The organism is Halomonas urmiana, assembly GCF_005780185.1.
In the GTDB taxonomy this organism is placed as follows: Bacteria; Pseudomonadota; Gammaproteobacteria; order Pseudomonadales; family Halomonadaceae; genus Halomonas; species Halomonas urmiana.
This window is the reverse complement of record NZ_VBUI01000019.1, coordinates 41293-55923: the sequence shown is the minus strand read 5'-3', so window position 1 is coordinate 55923 and position 14631 is coordinate 41293. Positions and strand designations below refer to the sequence as shown.

Sequence of the window (14631 nt, the reverse complement as noted above, 5' to 3'; positions counted from 1 at the left end):
AGTCGTCTTGATGTCTATGTAACACATTCCACTCAAGGGCGCGCCATCACGGGATATCAGCGGATCCCATACTCTTCAACATACGCCATGGGTCATGGACGCCGCGAACCTCCCCTACCAACGAAACGCGGGACGCCTCCCTCAGGAGGCGCCCCGCGCATCGACGGCGTGTCGGTCCAACGCCCGTCGCTTACCGCCCGTGCCTTACTGCTCGCGCAGGATCTTCAGCATGCGCTTGAGGGGTTCGGCGGCGCCCCACAGCAGCTGGTCGCCGACGCTGAAGGCGGAGAGGTACTCACCGCCCATGGCCAGCTTGCGCAGACGCCCGACGGGCACGGTCAAGGAGCCCGTCGCGGCCGCCGGGGTGAGGCCGTCGATGGTGGCGTCCTTGTCGTTGGCGATGACCTTGACCCACTCATTGTGACGCGCCAGGCGGTCCTCGATCTCATCGATCGGGACATCCTTCTTGAGCTTGATGGTGAAGGCCTGGCTGTGGGAGCGCATGGCGCCGATGCGCACGCAGAGCCCGTCGATGGGGATGGGGTTGTCCTGGAGGCCGAGGATCTTGTTGGTCTCCACGGAGCCCTTCCACTCCTCCTTGCTCTGGCCGTTGTCGCGCTTGACGTCGATCCAGGGCAACAGGCTGCCGGCCAGGGGGGCACCGAAGTTGTCGGTGGGGAAATCGCCGCTGCGCATGGCCGCCGTGACCTTGCGATCGATATCCAGGATGGCGCTGGCCGGATCGGCCAGCTCGGCGGCCGCACTGTCGCGCAGGCTGCCCATCTGGTTGAGCAGTTCGCGCATGTGCTTGGCGCCGGAGCCGGAGGCGGCCTGATAGGTCATGGAGGTCATCCACTCGATCAGGTCCGCCTCGAAGAGGCCGCCGAGGCCCATCAGCATCAGGCTGACGGTGCAGTTGCCGCCGACGAAGGTCTTGGCGCCCTTGGCCAACTGGGCGTCGATGACGCCGCGATTGACCGGGTCGAGGACGATGGTCGCCTCGTCGACCATGCGCAGGGTGCTGGCGGCGTCGATCCAGTAGCCCTTCCAGCCACCCTGGCGCAGGTCGGCGTAGACCTTCTCGGTGTACTCGCCGCCCTGGCAGGTCACGACCACGTCCAGCGCCTTGAGGGCCTCGAGGTCGAAGGCATCCTTGAGCGGAGGCACGTCGACGCCGACATCGGGGCCGGCCTGGCCGACCTGGGAGGTGGTGAAGAAGATCGGCTCGATGCCCTTGAAGTCGCCGTCATCGAGCATCCGTTGCATCAGCACGGAACCGACCATGCCACGCCAACCGACAAAACCGACTTTCAACATGTAAAGCCCTCCAGAAATCGAATGTGGGACACATTATACACGAGCCCCTCCCCCCTGGCAGGCGTCGATCGGCGCCGGCGAGTGCCGGTCAGGTGTAGCCGACACTCGACGCTGGCGACACCTGCCAGGGCGCGCGCAATGTAACAATTCTTGACAATATGGCGCCATTAAGTAAGCTTATGTAACCTGCATCGAATGTCCACGGCAAGAAGGTCCGCGGGTCCGACTCGGTATTCAGCACATCCAGTGGACCCATAAGGACACGGTCATGCCGAAGGGGGGCTCTAGACATGCGCCATGATATCGCCGTCCCTGCCACCTGGAACGCCCCGGGCACTGAGGAGAAACGCGGGTGCTCGAGAGCCGCCGTCCCGTGTTACCACTACAGAACCTATGGCCTCGTGCTCAGCTCGCAGTTCGAGCTCCCCGAACTTCGCGGGACCAAGCCCACGCCCAGTCCCGACATCGAAATACTGGCCGACTCAGTCCCTGAAGACCCGACGAATACTGGCGTTGGCGAAGTCGCCCTTCAGGGTTCCGCCGACAGCTCCCAGCTCATCTTCGAAGGGGTCGCCCGTTATCGAATCGAACAGGGAAAGCGTATCCTGATCGACCGGCGCATGTTGAAGACCCGCGGAACCGGCACGCCCGAAAGGGATCTGCGAGGCCATCTGCTGGGCAGCGCAATGGGTACCCTGCTACACCAGAAGCACTGGCTTCCCCTCCGCCTGAGTGCCCTGGAGACGCCGGACGGCGCCTGGGGATTCACCGGCGTTCCCGGCGCAGGCATATCGACGCTGGCCGCCTGGCTGCATTATCACCACGACTGGCCACTATTGACAGACGAGGTCGGCGTCATCAAGCCGGATGAGGCACTCCCTTACCTGCACCCGGGGCCACCCAGGCTCAAGCTCCGGAAGGAGGCCCTGGCGAGCCTGGAGTTCGATCATCACAGCCTCAGCAGGGATCTGACACGAGCCGGCAAGTATCACCTCAACCTACACCGAGAATTCCACACCTACGCCCAGCCGCTCAAGGCCCTCGTCTTGCTGGAGCGTGCCGAAAAGGGCACCGCTGCCAGCCTGGAACCTCTCGAAGGCCGGGAGGCCCTCGAGGTCGTCATGGCGGCCCTCTATCTACCGGAGTGGGGGCAGGCATTCAACGGCCCGGCGCGGCTGATGACCTACGCCTCCGAGCTGGCTCAGCGCATCCACGTCTATCGCTATCGCCGCCCCTGGTCGCTGGAAGACATGGGGCTGAACCTGGCGCCTCTGGTGCAGCGGATTCACGAGCGCGCAAGCCATATCACGGCTTGATTCACACCCGCTCGAAGGCGGCCAGCACGGCGTCGCCCATCTCGGCGGTCGAGACGGTGCGGGTGCCCTCGGCGGCGATGTCGGCGGTGCGCAGCCCTTCGTCCAGCACCTTGCCCACGGCCGTCTCGATGCGCTCGGCCAGCAGCGGCGCGTCGAGGGAGTAGCGCAGCATCATGGCCACCGAGAGGATGGTCGCCAGCGGGTTGGCGATGCCCTGGCCGGCGATGTCCGGCGCGCTGCCGTGGCAGGGCTCGTACATGCCTTGGCCGCCCTCATTGAGCGAGGCGGAGGGCAGCATGCCGATGGAGCCAGTGAGCATGGCGGCGGCGTCGGAGAGGATATCGCCGAACATGTTGCCGGTGACCACGACGTCGAACTGCTTGGGCGCCCGCACCAGCTGCATGGCGGCGTTGTCGACGTACATGTGGGAGAGCTCGACGTCCGGATACTCCGGCGCCAGGCGCTCCATCACCTCGCGCCATAGGATGGTGACCTCCAGCACATTGGCCTTGTCGACGGAGCAAAGCTTCTTGCCGCGCTTCTGGGCCATCTCGAAGGCCACCCGGCCGATGCGCTCGATCTCGCTCTCGCTGTAGACGTAGGTATTGAAGCCCACGCGCTCGCCGTTGCGCTCCTCGATGCCGCGGGGCTGACCGAAGTAGATGCCTCCGGTGAGCTCGCGCACGATCATGATATCGAGGCCGGCGACCAGCTCGGGCTTGAGGCTGGAGGCGGCGGCCAGCTGGGGATAGGTGATGGCCGGGCGCAGGTTGCCGAACAGCCCGAGCTGCTTGCGCACGCCGAGCAGGCCCTTCTCGGGGCGCTTGGCGAGGTCCTCGAGCTTGTCCCACTTGGGGCCGCCCACGGCGCCGAGCAGGATGGCGCGCGCCGCCTTCGCCTTCTCCAGGGTCTCGGCGGGCAGCGGCTCGCCGTGGGCGTCATAGGCGGCGCCGCCCAAGAGCCCCTCCTCCACCTCGACGTCGAGGCCGCAGGCCTGGCAGGCGGCCAGGATGCGGCTGGCCTGGGCGGTGATCTCGGGGCCGATGCCATCACCCGGGAGAATCAGAATCTTCTGCGTCATCTTTTCATCAATCCTTGTTGTAAGCCGTAAGCCGGAAGCTGGAAGCTGGAAGCTGGAAGCCGGAAGCTGGAAGCTGGAAGCTGGAAGCTGGAAGGCAACGTGAATCCACCAACTCTGGAATCCAGGGTTTTCTTCCAGCTTCTAGCTTCCAGGAGCGAAGCGACGCTCTTCCGGCTCCGGGCGCAGCCCGGTTAGGCGCGAAACAGCCAGGGCCGCGCGGCGCGATGCTTCTCCTCGAAGGTACGGATGGCGTCCTCGTCCTTCAGGGTGATGCCGATATCGTCCAGGCCTTCCAGCAGGCAGTGCTTGCGGAACGCGTCCACCTCGAACTCGATGATCTCGCCGGCGGGGGTGATCACCCGCTGGTTCTCGAGGTCAACGTCGAGCCGGTAGCCCTCGTTGGCCTCGACCTCGGCGAACAGGCGATCGACGATCTCCTCGGGCAGGGGCACCAGCAGCAGGCCGTTCTTGAAGGCGTTGTTGTAGAAGATGTCGGCGAAGCTCGGGGCGATGATCACCCGAAAGCCGAAGTCCTCCAGGGCCCAGGGCGCATGCTCGCGGGAGCTACCACAGCCGAAGTTGCGCCGCGTCAGCAGCACGCTGGCGCCCTGGTAGCGCGGCTGGTTGAGCACGAAATCCGGATTGATCGGGCGGTTGGCGACGTCCTGGCCCGGCTGGCCCTCGTCGAGATAGCGCAGCTCGTCGAAGAGGTTGACGCCGAAGCCGGTGCGCTTGATCGACTTCAGGAACTGCTTGGGGATGATCAGGTCGGTGTCGACGTTGGCCCGGTCGAGCGGTGCGACGAGGCCCTCGGTGCGTTCAAACTTGTTCATGGGTCAGGCCTCCTGTACCTGGTCATCGTCATTGGCGGCGTCGTCGCTGCCAAGCCCTCTCACATCCACGAAGTGGCCGGCGATGGCCGCCGCCGCCGCCATGGCCGGGCTGACGAGATGGGTGCGTCCGCCGAACCCCTGGCGACCCTCGAAGTTGCGGTTGGAGGTGGAGGCGCAGTGCTCACCGGCCCCCAGCTTGTCGGCGTTCATGGCCAGGCACATGGAGCAGCCGGGTTCGCGCCACTCGAAGCCCGCCTCGATGAAGATCTTGTCGAGGCCCTCCGCTTCTGCCTGGCGCTTCACCAGGCCGGAGCCCGGCACCACCATGGCCAGCATGATGGAGTCGGCCACCTTCTTGCCACGCGCGACCTTGGCGGCCTCGCGCAGATCCTCGATGCGTGAGTTGGTGCAGGAACCGATGAACACCTTGTCGAGGCGGATGTCGGTGATCTTCTGACGAGGCGCCAGCCCCATGTACTCCAGCGCCCGGGTGTAGCCGCGCTGCATGGTCTCGTCGGCGGCCTCGGCGGGATCGGGCACCTCGCCGGAGATGCCGGTCACCATCTCGGGGCTGGTGCCCCAGGAGACCTGTGGCTCGATCTCGGCGGCGTCCAGGGTCACCACCGTGTCGAAGCGGGCATCGGCGTCGGAGACAAGACCCCGCCAGTCGGCCACGGCGGCGTCCCACTGCTCGCCCGTCGGGGCGTAGTGGCGGTCACGCAGGTAGTCGATGGCGGTGTCGTCCACGGCGATCAGGCCGACCCGCGCGCCCGCCTCGATGGCCATGTTGCACACCGTCATGCGGCCTTCCATGGAAAGCTCGCGGATGGCGCTGCCGGCAAACTCGATGGCATAACCGGTACCGCCGGCGGTGCCGATCTTGCCGATGATGGCCAGCACGATGTCCTTGGCGGTGACGCCGGTACCCAGTTCACCCTCGACGCGCACCTGCATGTTCTTCATCTTCTGCGCCAGCAGGCACTGGGTGGCGAGCACGTGCTCCACCTCGGAGGTGCCGATGCCGTGAGCCAGGGCGGCGAAGGCGCCGTGGGTGGCGGTATGGGAATCACCGCAGACCACGGTCATGCCCGGCAGGGTCGCGCCCTGCTCCGGGCCCACCACGTGGACGATGCCCTGGCGCGGATCGTTGATCTTGAACTCCTCGATACCGAACTCGACGCAGTTGTCGTCGAGGGTCTGCACCTGGATCAGCGACACCGGATCCTTGATGCCGGCATTGCCTTCGGCCCGCTCCTTGAGGGTGGTGGGCACGTTGTGATCCGGGGTGGCCAGGTTGGCGTCGAGGCGCCACGGCCGGCGGCCCGCCAGGCGCAGCCCCTCGAAGGCCTGGGGCGAGGTCACTTCGTGGAGCAGCTGGCGGTCGATGTAGATCAGCGCGGTGCCGTCACCGCGCTCCTTGACGAGGTGCTGCGACCACAGCTTGTCGTAGAGTGTCTGGCCTGCCATATCGTTTCTCCCGGGCCCTGGGCCCTATCGTGTCCGGTCTCGGAATGCACCACCACCGCGGCTTTACCGGGGGCAGACCTCCAAGGAGGCGCTGTGAATACTTCCCTGTACGCTACCGATGCCATCCCTGGCATAGGACCTCCTTTCCGGTCTGTCCCCGGCGCCGCTTTTATGCTCGGCGGTCGACGCTATGAGAACAGTTTCCCGTCCCTCGCCCATAAAATCAATTCATGTTATTTATGGATTGGATTCCTTGAAGGAATCCGAAAACCTCGCCACGGAGCCGCCCATGGATACGCAGAGCCTGCAGGCCTTTCTCGCCGTGGCCGACAGCGGGAGTTTTTCCCGCGCCGCCGAGCAGCTGTACCTGACCCAGCCGGCGGTCAGTAAGCGTATCGCGGTGCTGGAGGGGCAGATCGACGCCCGGCTATTCGACCGCATCGGCCGCCGCGTGAGCCTCACCGAGGCCGGCCGGGTGCTGCTGCCTCGGGCCCGCCAGATCCTGGTGATGGTGGATGACAGCCGCCGGGCGCTGGGCAACCTGGACGACAGCGTAGCCGGCCGCCTGACGCTTGCCACCAGCCACCATATCGGCCTGCATCGGCTGCCGCCGCTGCTCAAGGCCTATACCCGGGCGCACACCGAGGTGCGCCTCGACCTGCACTTCCTCGATTCCGAGCAGGCCTACCAGGGGGTACTGGACGGCGAGCTGGAACTCGCCGTAGTGACCCTCGCCCCGCACCCGGATCCGCAGCTCGAGGTGGTGCCGGTGTGGATCGACCGGCTGTGCTTCGTCTGCGCCCCGGACCACCCCCTGGCCGGGCGTGGCCGGCTGGCACTGCACGAGCTCTGCGCCTTCGATGCGGTGCTGCCGGGGCCGCTGACCTTCACCCGCGGGCTGATCGAGTCGCGCTTCGCCTCGGCCGGGCTCGAGCTTCCGGTGGCGCTCTCCACCAACTACCTAGAGACCCTGAAGATGATGACCGCCATCGGCCTGGGCTGGAGCCTGCTGCCCGAACGCCTGGTGGCCGGCGAGCTGCACGAGCTCGAGGTGGATCACCCGCCGATCCATCGCCCGCTGGGCTACCTGGTTCACCGCAGCCGTACCCGCTCCAACGCCGCCCACGCCATGATTGCGCAGCTCGATGACGCCCGGGACGCCATGGCCTGCAACTGGACCGGCCAATGACGTAATTCATCAAGTCTGAATCGCCGCCCCTTCCCCAAAAAATCGCGCTTATACGATATAAAACGGCAAATATATGCCGCTTTATATCAAATACCGCCTCGTCACGGCGTCGCATAAGATCATGTGGCGTTGCGCCGCACCCCCTAGCCTGCTGCGGACCGCATAACGAAACCGTGACACAACGAGGTGACGCCATGAGCCAGTCCCCCCAGGCCTGGGCCGCCCAGCAGCCCGAAAACGCCCTGACCCTGCCGTCCCGCTACTTTTACGATCCAGCGCTGTTCGAGGCCGAGCGCGAGCGCGTCTTCATGGGCGCCTGGCATTTCGGCTGCCACGTCAACGAACTCGACCAGCCCGGCGCTTTCGTGGTGCGCGACATCTTCGATCAGAGCGTGATCCTGATGCGCGACCGGGATGGTGAGCTGCATGCCTTCCACAACGTCTGTCAGCACCGCGGCAACCGCCTGCTGAGCGAGACCCGCGGCGTGCAGAAGGGCGTGATCCGCTGCGCCTACCACTCCTGGTGCTATGGTGCCGACGGCCGCCTCAAGGCCGCCCCGCGCAGCGACCGCATCGAGGCCTTCAACGTCGACGACTACCGGATCCCACCGGTCCGCCTGCAGGTCTTCGCCGGCAGCGTCTACTTCAACCTCGATCCCGACGCCGCGGACATGCACGACCTCTTCCCCGGCGCCGAGGCGGCGATCCGCGACGCCATCCCCCATCTCGACGAGATGCGCCTGATCCAGGAGGACGACGTCATCGTCCCGGCCAATTGGAAGGTGATCATGGACAACTCCATCGAGGGCTATCACTTCCAGCTCTCGGGCCCCTGTCACGTGGATCTGGCGTCGCTGATCGACTTCTCCGGCTACAAGCTGCGCCACCACGACAACTGGTGGACCTACGGCGCCCCGCCCAACCGCGAGGCCACCGAGGCCTACGGCGAGCCCATCGGTCGCCCGGTGGAGGACGGCGACGGCTTCTTCAACATCGGCCTGTGGCCCCACAACACCTTCTACCAGTTCCCGTTCTCCCAGTGCATGGGCACCTTCATGATCATCCCGCTGGACGCCGAGCGCAGCATCCTGCGCTTCGGCTACTACAGCGCCCAGGACCCTGACGCCCTGCCCGAGGTGACCCGGGCCAGCATCCGCTGGATGAACGAGGACCTGGGACCGGAGGACATCGAGCTCAACGTCACCACCCAGAAGGGCCTGCGCTCCCTGGGCTACGACCAGGGCCGCTACATGATCGACGCCGAGCGCAGCAACGAGAGCGAGCACCTGGTGCTGAACTTCCACCGCCTGGTGCATCGGGCCCTGCACGGCGAGGACGGAGCCGGGTCATGAGCCCCCAGGGTGCCTTCACCGGCAAGCGGGTGCTGGTCACCGGCGGCGCCCGCGGGATCGGCGCCGCCACCGTGCGCCGCTTCCTCGAGGAGGGCGCGACGGTGGCCATCGGCGCCCGCCGCGTGGCCTCCGTCGACGCCCTGTGCCACGAGCTGGGCGACGGGGCCCGGGTGGTCGCCGCCCCGGGACCGCTGGAGGACCGCGCCTCCTGCGCCGCCGTGGTCGAGGCCGCGGTGGCCGGGCTCGGCGGGCTGGACGTGCTGGTCAACGCCGCCGGCGTCTTCGAGGAGCTGCCCTTCGAGGCCGTCACCCAGGCCCACTGGGACACCACCTTCGGCGTCAACGCGGCCGGCACCTTCTTCACCCTCCAGGCCGCCCTGCCCCATCTGGAGGCCGGCGGCGGCAACGCCGTGAACCTGGGCTCGGACGCCGGGCTGATCGGCTTCCCGCCGAGCAGCGTCTACTCCGGGGCCAAGGCCGCGGTGGTCAACCTGACCCGGGCGCTGGCGCTGGAGCTCGCCGGCCGCATCCGCGTCAACTGCGTCTGCCCGGGCAACGTCGCCACCGACATGATCGACGCCGCCGCCGAGGCCAGCGGTGATCGCGAGGCCTACCTGGCCGCCGCCCGTGCCCGCGCCCCGATGGGGCGCATGGCCCGGCCCGAGGAGGTCGCCGACGCCATCCTCCACCTGGCCTCGCCCCGGGCCGGCTTCACCCACGGCGCCATCCTCTCGGTGGATGGCGGCGGGGTCTGCGGCTTCTGAGCCGCCGCCAGACAACAACACACGAGGAGATTCCCCATGACGAAGCATCACGACACCCTGCGCACCGGCCTGCTGGCCGCCGCCCTCGGCGCCATCGCCCTGCCCGGCCTCGCCCAGGCCGAGGAGGTGCGCTTCGCCACCCCGCCCTGGCCCGGCGCCACCGTCAAGACCGAGGTCGCCAGCCAGCTGCTGGAGCGTCTCGGCTACGCGACCAGCGTCAAGGAGGCCAGCACCGCCATCATCCTGGAGGGCCTGGTCGGTGGCGACATCGACGTCGACATGGCCCTGTGGCGCCCCTCCCAGGGCGGCATGCTCGATCCGCGCCTGGAAAGCGGCGAGCTAGTCGAGGTCGTCCACAACATCCAGGGCGCGCGCTTCAAGCTCGCCGTGCCCGGCCACGTCTGGGACGCCGGCGTGCGCTCCATGGCCGACCTGGCCGAGCACGCCGACCGCTTCGACCACAGTCTCTACGGCATCGAGCCCGGCAACGTCGGCAACGAGATCATGCAGGACGCCATCGACGACGATGCCTACGGCCTGAGTGACTGGCGGGTGGTGGCCTCCAGCGTCACCGGCATGCTCTCCCAGCTCGAGGCCAACAACGACGGCGAGCGCTGGACCGCCTTCCTGGGCTGGGAGCCGCACTGGATGAACGTCGTCTATGACGTGCACTACCTGGAGGACCCCGAGGGCCTGTGGGGCGATGCCAGCAGCGTCTCCACCGTGGCCAGCGCCGCCTTCGTCGAGCGTGCGCCCAACGTCGCCGCCTTCCTCGAGCAGATGGTGGTGCCCATCGAGGTACAGAACGCCTGGGTCCACGCCTTCAGCCGCGAGGAGCGCCCCCTGGAAGCGGTGGCCGGCGACTGGCTCGACGCCAACCCCGAGCGGGTCGGCGAATGGCTGGAGGGCGTGAGTGCCGCCGACGGCGCCACGCCGGCCCTCGAGGCCTATATGGACGCCTACCTAGCCGACCGCTAAGCACGCATACCATCCCTCTGCCTACGAGATGGGCTGATCCGGCGACAAGCCCCGGTGAGCCGGACCTTCGCGAGGGCGCTGTAGTCCCTTCCCTGGGCGCTACATATGCCCTCCCTGGCAAATGCTCCGCCTTGCCACCGGCGCCCATCGTCCTGGGAGTTCGACACGAGCCCCCAGGCCCTGGAGTCATCATGAATCCGACCCCTGACTACGACTACATCATCGTCGGCGCCGGCTCGGCGGGCTGCGTGCTCGCCGACCGTCTGTCCGCCGACAGCCGCTACCGGGTGCTGCTGCTCGAGGCCGGCCCCAAGGACCACTCCTGGACCATCCATATGCCGGCGGCCATGGGCGCGGCCATCGACGGCCCGCGCTTCAACTGGCACTACTGGTCCGGCCCCGAGCCCCACCTGGACGACCGCTACGTCGCCACCCCCCGGGGCAAGACCCTGGGCGGCTCGTCCTCGATCAACGGCATGGTCTATATCCGCGGCCATGCCCGGGACTACGACGCCTGGGCCGAGGCCGGCTGCCAGGGCTGGGACTATGCCCAGGTGCTGCCCTACTTCAAGCGCGCCGAGGGCCATGCCCTGGGCGGCGACGACTACCACGGCGCCGACGGGCCGCTGCGGGTCAGCCCGGGCCGGCCCACCGACCCGCTGTCCCGAGCCTTCCTGGAGGCCGGCGAGCAGGCCGGCTATGGCGCCAGCGCCGACGTCAACGGCTACCGCCAGGAAGGCTTCGGCCGCATCGACCGCACCACCTGGAAGGGGCGGCGCTGGAGCACCGCCCGGGGCTACCTGGCCCGGGCCCGCACGCGTCCCAACCTCACGGTGATCACCGGCGCCCTGGCCGAGAAGGTGCTGATCGAGGACGGTCGCGCCCAGGGCGTGGCCTACCGTCGAGGCGACCGACGCGTCGAGGTGTCCGCCAGACGAGAAGTGTTGCTGGCCGGCGGCGCCATCAACAGCCCCCAGCTGCTGATGCTCTCCGGGATCGGCCCGCGGGACGAGCTGGAGCGCTGGGGCATCGACGCCACCCACTCCCTGGAAGGGGTCGGCCGTCGACTCAGCGATCACCCGGATACCGTGGTCGCCTACCGCTGCCCCCGGCCGGTCTCCCACGCCCCCTGGACCCGGGCGCCGCGCAAGTGGTGGCTGGGCATGCGCTGGTTCGCCGATCGCGGTGGCCTGGCCGGCACCAACCTGTTCGACGCCGGCGCCTTCATCCGCTCGCGGGCCGGGGTCGAGCACCCGGACCTCCAGTTGACCTTCATGTCACTGGCCGTCGAGCCCGGCACCGTGGAGGCCCTCAAGGATCACTCCTTCCAGGTGCACATCGACCTGATGCGCCCCACCAGCCTGGGGCGGGTGCGCCTGGCGGACAGCGACCCGGCGAAGGCCCCGGCGATCCTCTTCAATTACCTGGCCACCGAGCGCGACCGCGCCGACATGCGCGCCGCGGTGCGCCTGGTCCGCGAGCTGATCGAGCAACCGGCCTTCGACGGCCTGCGCGGCGAGGAGATCACTCCGGGGCCGGACTGCCAGAGCGACGAGGCCCTGGACGCCTGGGCCCGGGCCACCACCGAAACCGGCTATCACGCCGCCGGCACCTGCAAGATGGGCCCGGCGAGCGATCCCGAGGCGGTGGTCGACCCCGAGCTGCGCGTCCACGGCCTGGACGGGCTGCGCGTGGTGGACGCCTCCATCATGCCGACCATCGTCAGCGGCAACACCAACGCCCCGACCGTGATGATCGCCGAGAAGGCCAGCGACCTGATCCTCGGTCGCCCCGCATTGGCACCCAGCAAGGCGCCAGCGTGGATCCACCCCGACTGGCAGCACCAGCAACGCTGAGGAGGTTCCCATGTCCGATCGCCTGTCGCTGATCCTGACCCGTCACCGCCGCCTGACCCCGTCCGTCGTCGAGCTGACCCTCGAGGCCGCCGACGGCAAAGAACTACCGCCGGCCCCGGCCGGGGCGCACCTAGAGCTCGAGCTGCCGGGCGGGCTCGCCCGACACTACTCGCTGCTCGACGACGGTGCCGACGGCCGCTATCGCCTGGGCGTGCTGCGCGAGCCCGACTCCCGGGGCGGCTCGACCTTCCTGGCCGACGAGGCCCGGGAAGGGCTCGCGCTCGCCGCCTCGACGCCCCGGGACCGCTTCCCGCTGGACGAGACCGGCGGCCGCCAGCTGCTGGTCGGCGGCGGCATCGGCATCACCCCGCTGGTGGCCATGGCCCGGCGACTGTGCGCCCGAGGCGTGACGCCGGAGGTTCACTATCTGGTGCGCCGGGAGGCGGACGCCGCCTTCGCCGACGAACTCGCCGCCCTGCTGCCCGAGGGCGCGCTGCGCCTGCACGTCTCCGCCCGGGACGGCCGCGCCGAGGTGGCCGAGCTGGTCGGCGAGGTGGACGCCGACACCCGGATCCATGCCTGCGGCCCGGAGGGCCTGCTCGCCGCCCTGGAGGCGGAGGCCGACGCCTGGCCGGCGGGCTGCCTGCGCCTGGAGCGCTTCCGCGGCGCGGCGCCGGACACCACGCCCCGGGACGGCCAGTGCGAGGTCGTGCTGGCGCGTAGCGAGCGGACCCTCACCCTGGCCCCCGACGAACCGCTGATCGAGGGCCTCGCCCGCGCCGGCGTCGCCCCGCCCACCCTGTGCGGGGAAGGCGCCTGCGGCACCTGCGCCTGCGGCGTGATCGAGGGCGCCGTGGACCACCGCGACGTCCTCCAGGACGACACCGAGAAGGCCGCCAACGACACCCTCTATGCCTGCGTCTCCCGCCCCGCGGGAGCACGTCTCGTGCTCGACCTCTGAACCCCCGACCCAAGACAACGAGGAAACCCCATGCCCTTGACCCATAATGACTGGAAGCGCCGAGCCGCGGCCCTCGAGGTCGACGGCCACGCCTGGATCGACGGACGCCGCTGCCCCGCCGCAGGGGCCGCCACCCTGGACTCCATCAACCCCATGACCGGCACCCCGGCTGCCGTTATCGCCGCCTGCGACGCGGCCGACGTGGACCGCGCCGTGGCCGCCGCCCGGACGGCCTTTGTCGCCGGCGACTGGGCCCGGGCCGAGCCCGCCGAGCGGCGCCGGGTGATGCTGGCCATCGCCACCGAGATTCGCATCCACCGCGAGGAGCTGGCCCTGCTCGACAGCCTGGAGGCCGGCAAGTGCATCAGCGAAGCCCTGGATGACGCCGAGGAGGCCGCGGTGCTCTTCGACTGGTACGGCGAGCTGCAGGACAAAGTCTATGACCGGGTCGCGCCCTCGCCGGCCGGCGTCCAGGCCACCGTCACCCACGAGCCGCTCGGCGTGGTGGGTGCCGTGGTGCCCTGGAACTATCCGCTGCACAACGCCGCCGTCAAGCTCGCCCCGGCGCTGGCCGCGGGCAATAGCCTGGTGCTCAAGCCCGCCGAGGAATCCTCGCTCTCTGCTCTGCGCCTGGCCGAGCTGTGCGATATGGCCGGGCTTCCCACGGGAGTACTCAACGTGGTGCCGGGCCATGGCCACCTGGCCGGTGAGGCCTTGGGCCGCCACGGCGACGTGGATGCCCTGGGTTTCACCGGCTCCACCGAGATCGGCAAGCGCTTCCTGGTCTATGCCGGGGAGTCGAACATGAAGCCGGTGTGGCTGGAGTGCGGTGGCAAGAGTCCACTTGTGATCTTCGGGGACTGCCCCGACCTGGAAGCGGCGGTGGACGCCGCGGTGGCGGGGATCTTCACCCATGCCGGCCAGGTGTGCTCGGCCCACTCTCGCCTGCTGCTCCAGGACGGCATCCACGACGCCTTCCTCGCAGCCCTGGACGCGCGCCTGGTGGACCTGGTCCCCGGCGATCCCCTGGACCCGGCCACCCGGCTAGGCCCGCTGGTCAGCCGCGCCCAGTTCGACCGGGTCTGCGATTACCTGGCCATCGGCCGGCAAGAGGCTACCCTGCGCCATGGCGGCGAATCGCTGAAGACGGCCGGCGGCGAGCTCTTTATCGCCCCCACGGTGTTCACTGGGGTCATCCCCGAACACCGGCTATTCCGCGAGGAGATCTTCGGCCCGGTGCTGGCGGTGAGCCGCTTCAGTGACGAGGCCGAAGGCGTGGCACTCGCCAACGATAGCCGATACGGCCTGGCCGCCTCGCTATGGACCACCGACCTGAGCCGAGCCCATCGGCTCTGCGATGACTTGCAGGCGGGCACCGTGACGGTCAACGGCGTAGACGCCGTGAGCCCTCAGACGCCCTTCGGCGGCATGAAGCAGTCCGGCATCGGCCGCGACTACGAGCTGGCCGGCATGCACAAGTACATGGCCCTGAAGACCCGCTGGATCCACTACTGAGC

Annotated in this window: 12 protein-coding genes; 8 read left to right on the top strand and 4 right to left on the bottom strand. The window is 68.5% G+C overall.

The window, feature by feature from the left end:
- Window positions 1-204: 204 nt before the first annotated feature.
- A complete protein-coding gene (gene asd / locus FEI13_RS12870; RefSeq protein WP_138181923.1) occupies window positions 205-1317 on the bottom strand; it encodes an aspartate-semialdehyde dehydrogenase in 1113 nt (370 codons plus the stop codon).
- Window positions 1318-1607: 290 nt separating this feature from the next.
- Here asd and FEI13_RS12865 point away from each other — a divergent pair, with 290 nt between their 5' ends.
- Window positions 1608-2633, top strand: coding sequence for a hypothetical protein (locus tag FEI13_RS12865; protein WP_138181922.1), 1026 nt, complete (start codon window positions 1608-1610; stop codon window positions 2631-2633).
- A 1-nt stretch (window position 2634) separates the two neighbouring features.
- Here FEI13_RS12865 and leuB read toward each other — a convergent pair whose 3' ends face one another.
- From leuB to leuC, 3 genes are all read right to left on the bottom strand, one after another.
- The gene (gene leuB, locus FEI13_RS12860; protein ID WP_138181921.1) at window positions 2635-3714 is read right to left on the bottom strand and encodes a 3-isopropylmalate dehydrogenase; all 1080 of its coding nucleotides are present in this window, start codon (window positions 3712-3714) and stop codon (window positions 2635-2637) included.
- A gap of 191 nt (window positions 3715-3905) precedes the next feature.
- A complete protein-coding gene (gene leuD / locus FEI13_RS12855; RefSeq protein WP_138181920.1) occupies window positions 3906-4547 on the bottom strand; it encodes a 3-isopropylmalate dehydratase small subunit in 642 nt (213 codons plus the stop codon).
- Window positions 4548-4550: 3 nt separating this feature from the next.
- The gene (leuC, locus tag FEI13_RS12850) at window positions 4551-6014 is read right to left on the bottom strand and encodes a 3-isopropylmalate dehydratase large subunit (protein WP_138181919.1); all 1464 of its coding nucleotides are present in this window, start codon (window positions 6012-6014) and stop codon (window positions 4551-4553) included.
- A 289-nt stretch (window positions 6015-6303) separates the two neighbouring features.
- On the opposite strand from leuC, the gene FEI13_RS12845 reads away from it, so the two are divergent.
- The 7 genes from FEI13_RS12845 (at window position 6304) to FEI13_RS12815 (ending at window position 14629) form a co-directional block, all read left to right on the top strand.
- Entirely contained in the window at window positions 6304-7203 is a 900-nt protein-coding gene (locus FEI13_RS12845; protein WP_138181918.1) for a LysR family transcriptional regulator, read from the top strand.
- A 194-nt stretch (window positions 7204-7397) separates the two neighbouring features.
- The gene (locus FEI13_RS12840) at window positions 7398-8555 is read left to right on the top strand and encodes an aromatic ring-hydroxylating oxygenase subunit alpha (RefSeq protein WP_138181917.1); all 1158 of its coding nucleotides are present in this window, start codon (window positions 7398-7400) and stop codon (window positions 8553-8555) included.
- Window positions 8552-9319 carry an SDR family NAD(P)-dependent oxidoreductase gene (locus FEI13_RS12835; RefSeq protein ID WP_138181916.1) on the top strand — a complete coding sequence of 256 codons (768 nt, stop codon included), beginning with the start codon at window positions 8552-8554 and terminating at the stop codon, window positions 9317-9319. The genes FEI13_RS12840 and FEI13_RS12835 overlap by 4 nt, the downstream gene beginning before the upstream one ends.
- 36 nt (window positions 9320-9355) lie before the next feature.
- Window positions 9356-10297 (top strand): ABC transporter substrate-binding protein, encoded by a 942-nt coding sequence (locus FEI13_RS12830; protein ID WP_138181915.1) that lies wholly within the window; start codon window positions 9356-9358, stop codon window positions 10295-10297.
- A 191-nt stretch (window positions 10298-10488) separates the two neighbouring features.
- Window positions 10489-12153 (top strand): choline dehydrogenase, encoded by a 1665-nt coding sequence (locus FEI13_RS12825; protein ID WP_138181914.1) that lies wholly within the window; start codon window positions 10489-10491, stop codon window positions 12151-12153.
- A 10-nt stretch (window positions 12154-12163) separates the two neighbouring features.
- Complete coding sequence (locus tag FEI13_RS12820; protein ID WP_089850478.1) at window positions 12164-13114, top strand: PDR/VanB family oxidoreductase; 951 nt, start codon at window positions 12164-12166, stop codon at window positions 13112-13114.
- Window positions 13115-13144: 30 nt separating this feature from the next.
- Window positions 13145-14629: an aldehyde dehydrogenase family protein gene (locus FEI13_RS12815; protein WP_138181913.1), complete on the top strand. Its 1485-nt coding sequence runs from the start codon at window positions 13145-13147 to the stop codon at window positions 14627-14629.
- Window positions 14630-14631: the final 2 nt, after the last annotated feature.

Bases quoted from the DNA above. Each gene is read 5' to 3' on its own strand.
- asd (WP_138181923.1), bottom strand. From the start codon at position 1,317: ATGTTGAAAGTCGGTTTTGTCGGTTGGCGTGGCATGGTCGGTTCCGTG.
- FEI13_RS12865 (WP_138181922.1), top strand. From the start codon at position 1,608: ATGCGCCATGATATCGCCGTCCCTGCCACCTGGAACGCCCCGGGCACT.
- leuB (WP_138181921.1), bottom strand. From the start codon at position 3,714: ATGACGCAGAAGATTCTGATTCTCCCGGGTGATGGCATCGGCCCCGAG.
- leuD (WP_138181920.1), bottom strand. From the start codon at position 4,547: ATGAACAAGTTTGAACGCACCGAGGGCCTCGTCGCACCGCTCGACCGG.
- leuC (WP_138181919.1), bottom strand. From the start codon at position 6,014: ATGGCAGGCCAGACACTCTACGACAAGCTGTGGTCGCAGCACCTCGTC.
- FEI13_RS12845 (WP_138181918.1), top strand. From the start codon at position 6,304: ATGGATACGCAGAGCCTGCAGGCCTTTCTCGCCGTGGCCGACAGCGGG.
- FEI13_RS12840 (WP_138181917.1), top strand. From the start codon at position 7,398: ATGAGCCAGTCCCCCCAGGCCTGGGCCGCCCAGCAGCCCGAAAACGCC.
- FEI13_RS12835 (WP_138181916.1), top strand. From the start codon at position 8,552: ATGAGCCCCCAGGGTGCCTTCACCGGCAAGCGGGTGCTGGTCACCGGC.
- FEI13_RS12830 (WP_138181915.1), top strand. From the start codon at position 9,356: ATGACGAAGCATCACGACACCCTGCGCACCGGCCTGCTGGCCGCCGCC.
- FEI13_RS12825 (WP_138181914.1), top strand. From the start codon at position 10,489: ATGAATCCGACCCCTGACTACGACTACATCATCGTCGGCGCCGGCTCG.
- FEI13_RS12820 (WP_089850478.1), top strand. From the start codon at position 12,164: ATGTCCGATCGCCTGTCGCTGATCCTGACCCGTCACCGCCGCCTGACC.
- FEI13_RS12815 (WP_138181913.1), top strand. From the start codon at position 13,145: ATGCCCTTGACCCATAATGACTGGAAGCGCCGAGCCGCGGCCCTCGAG.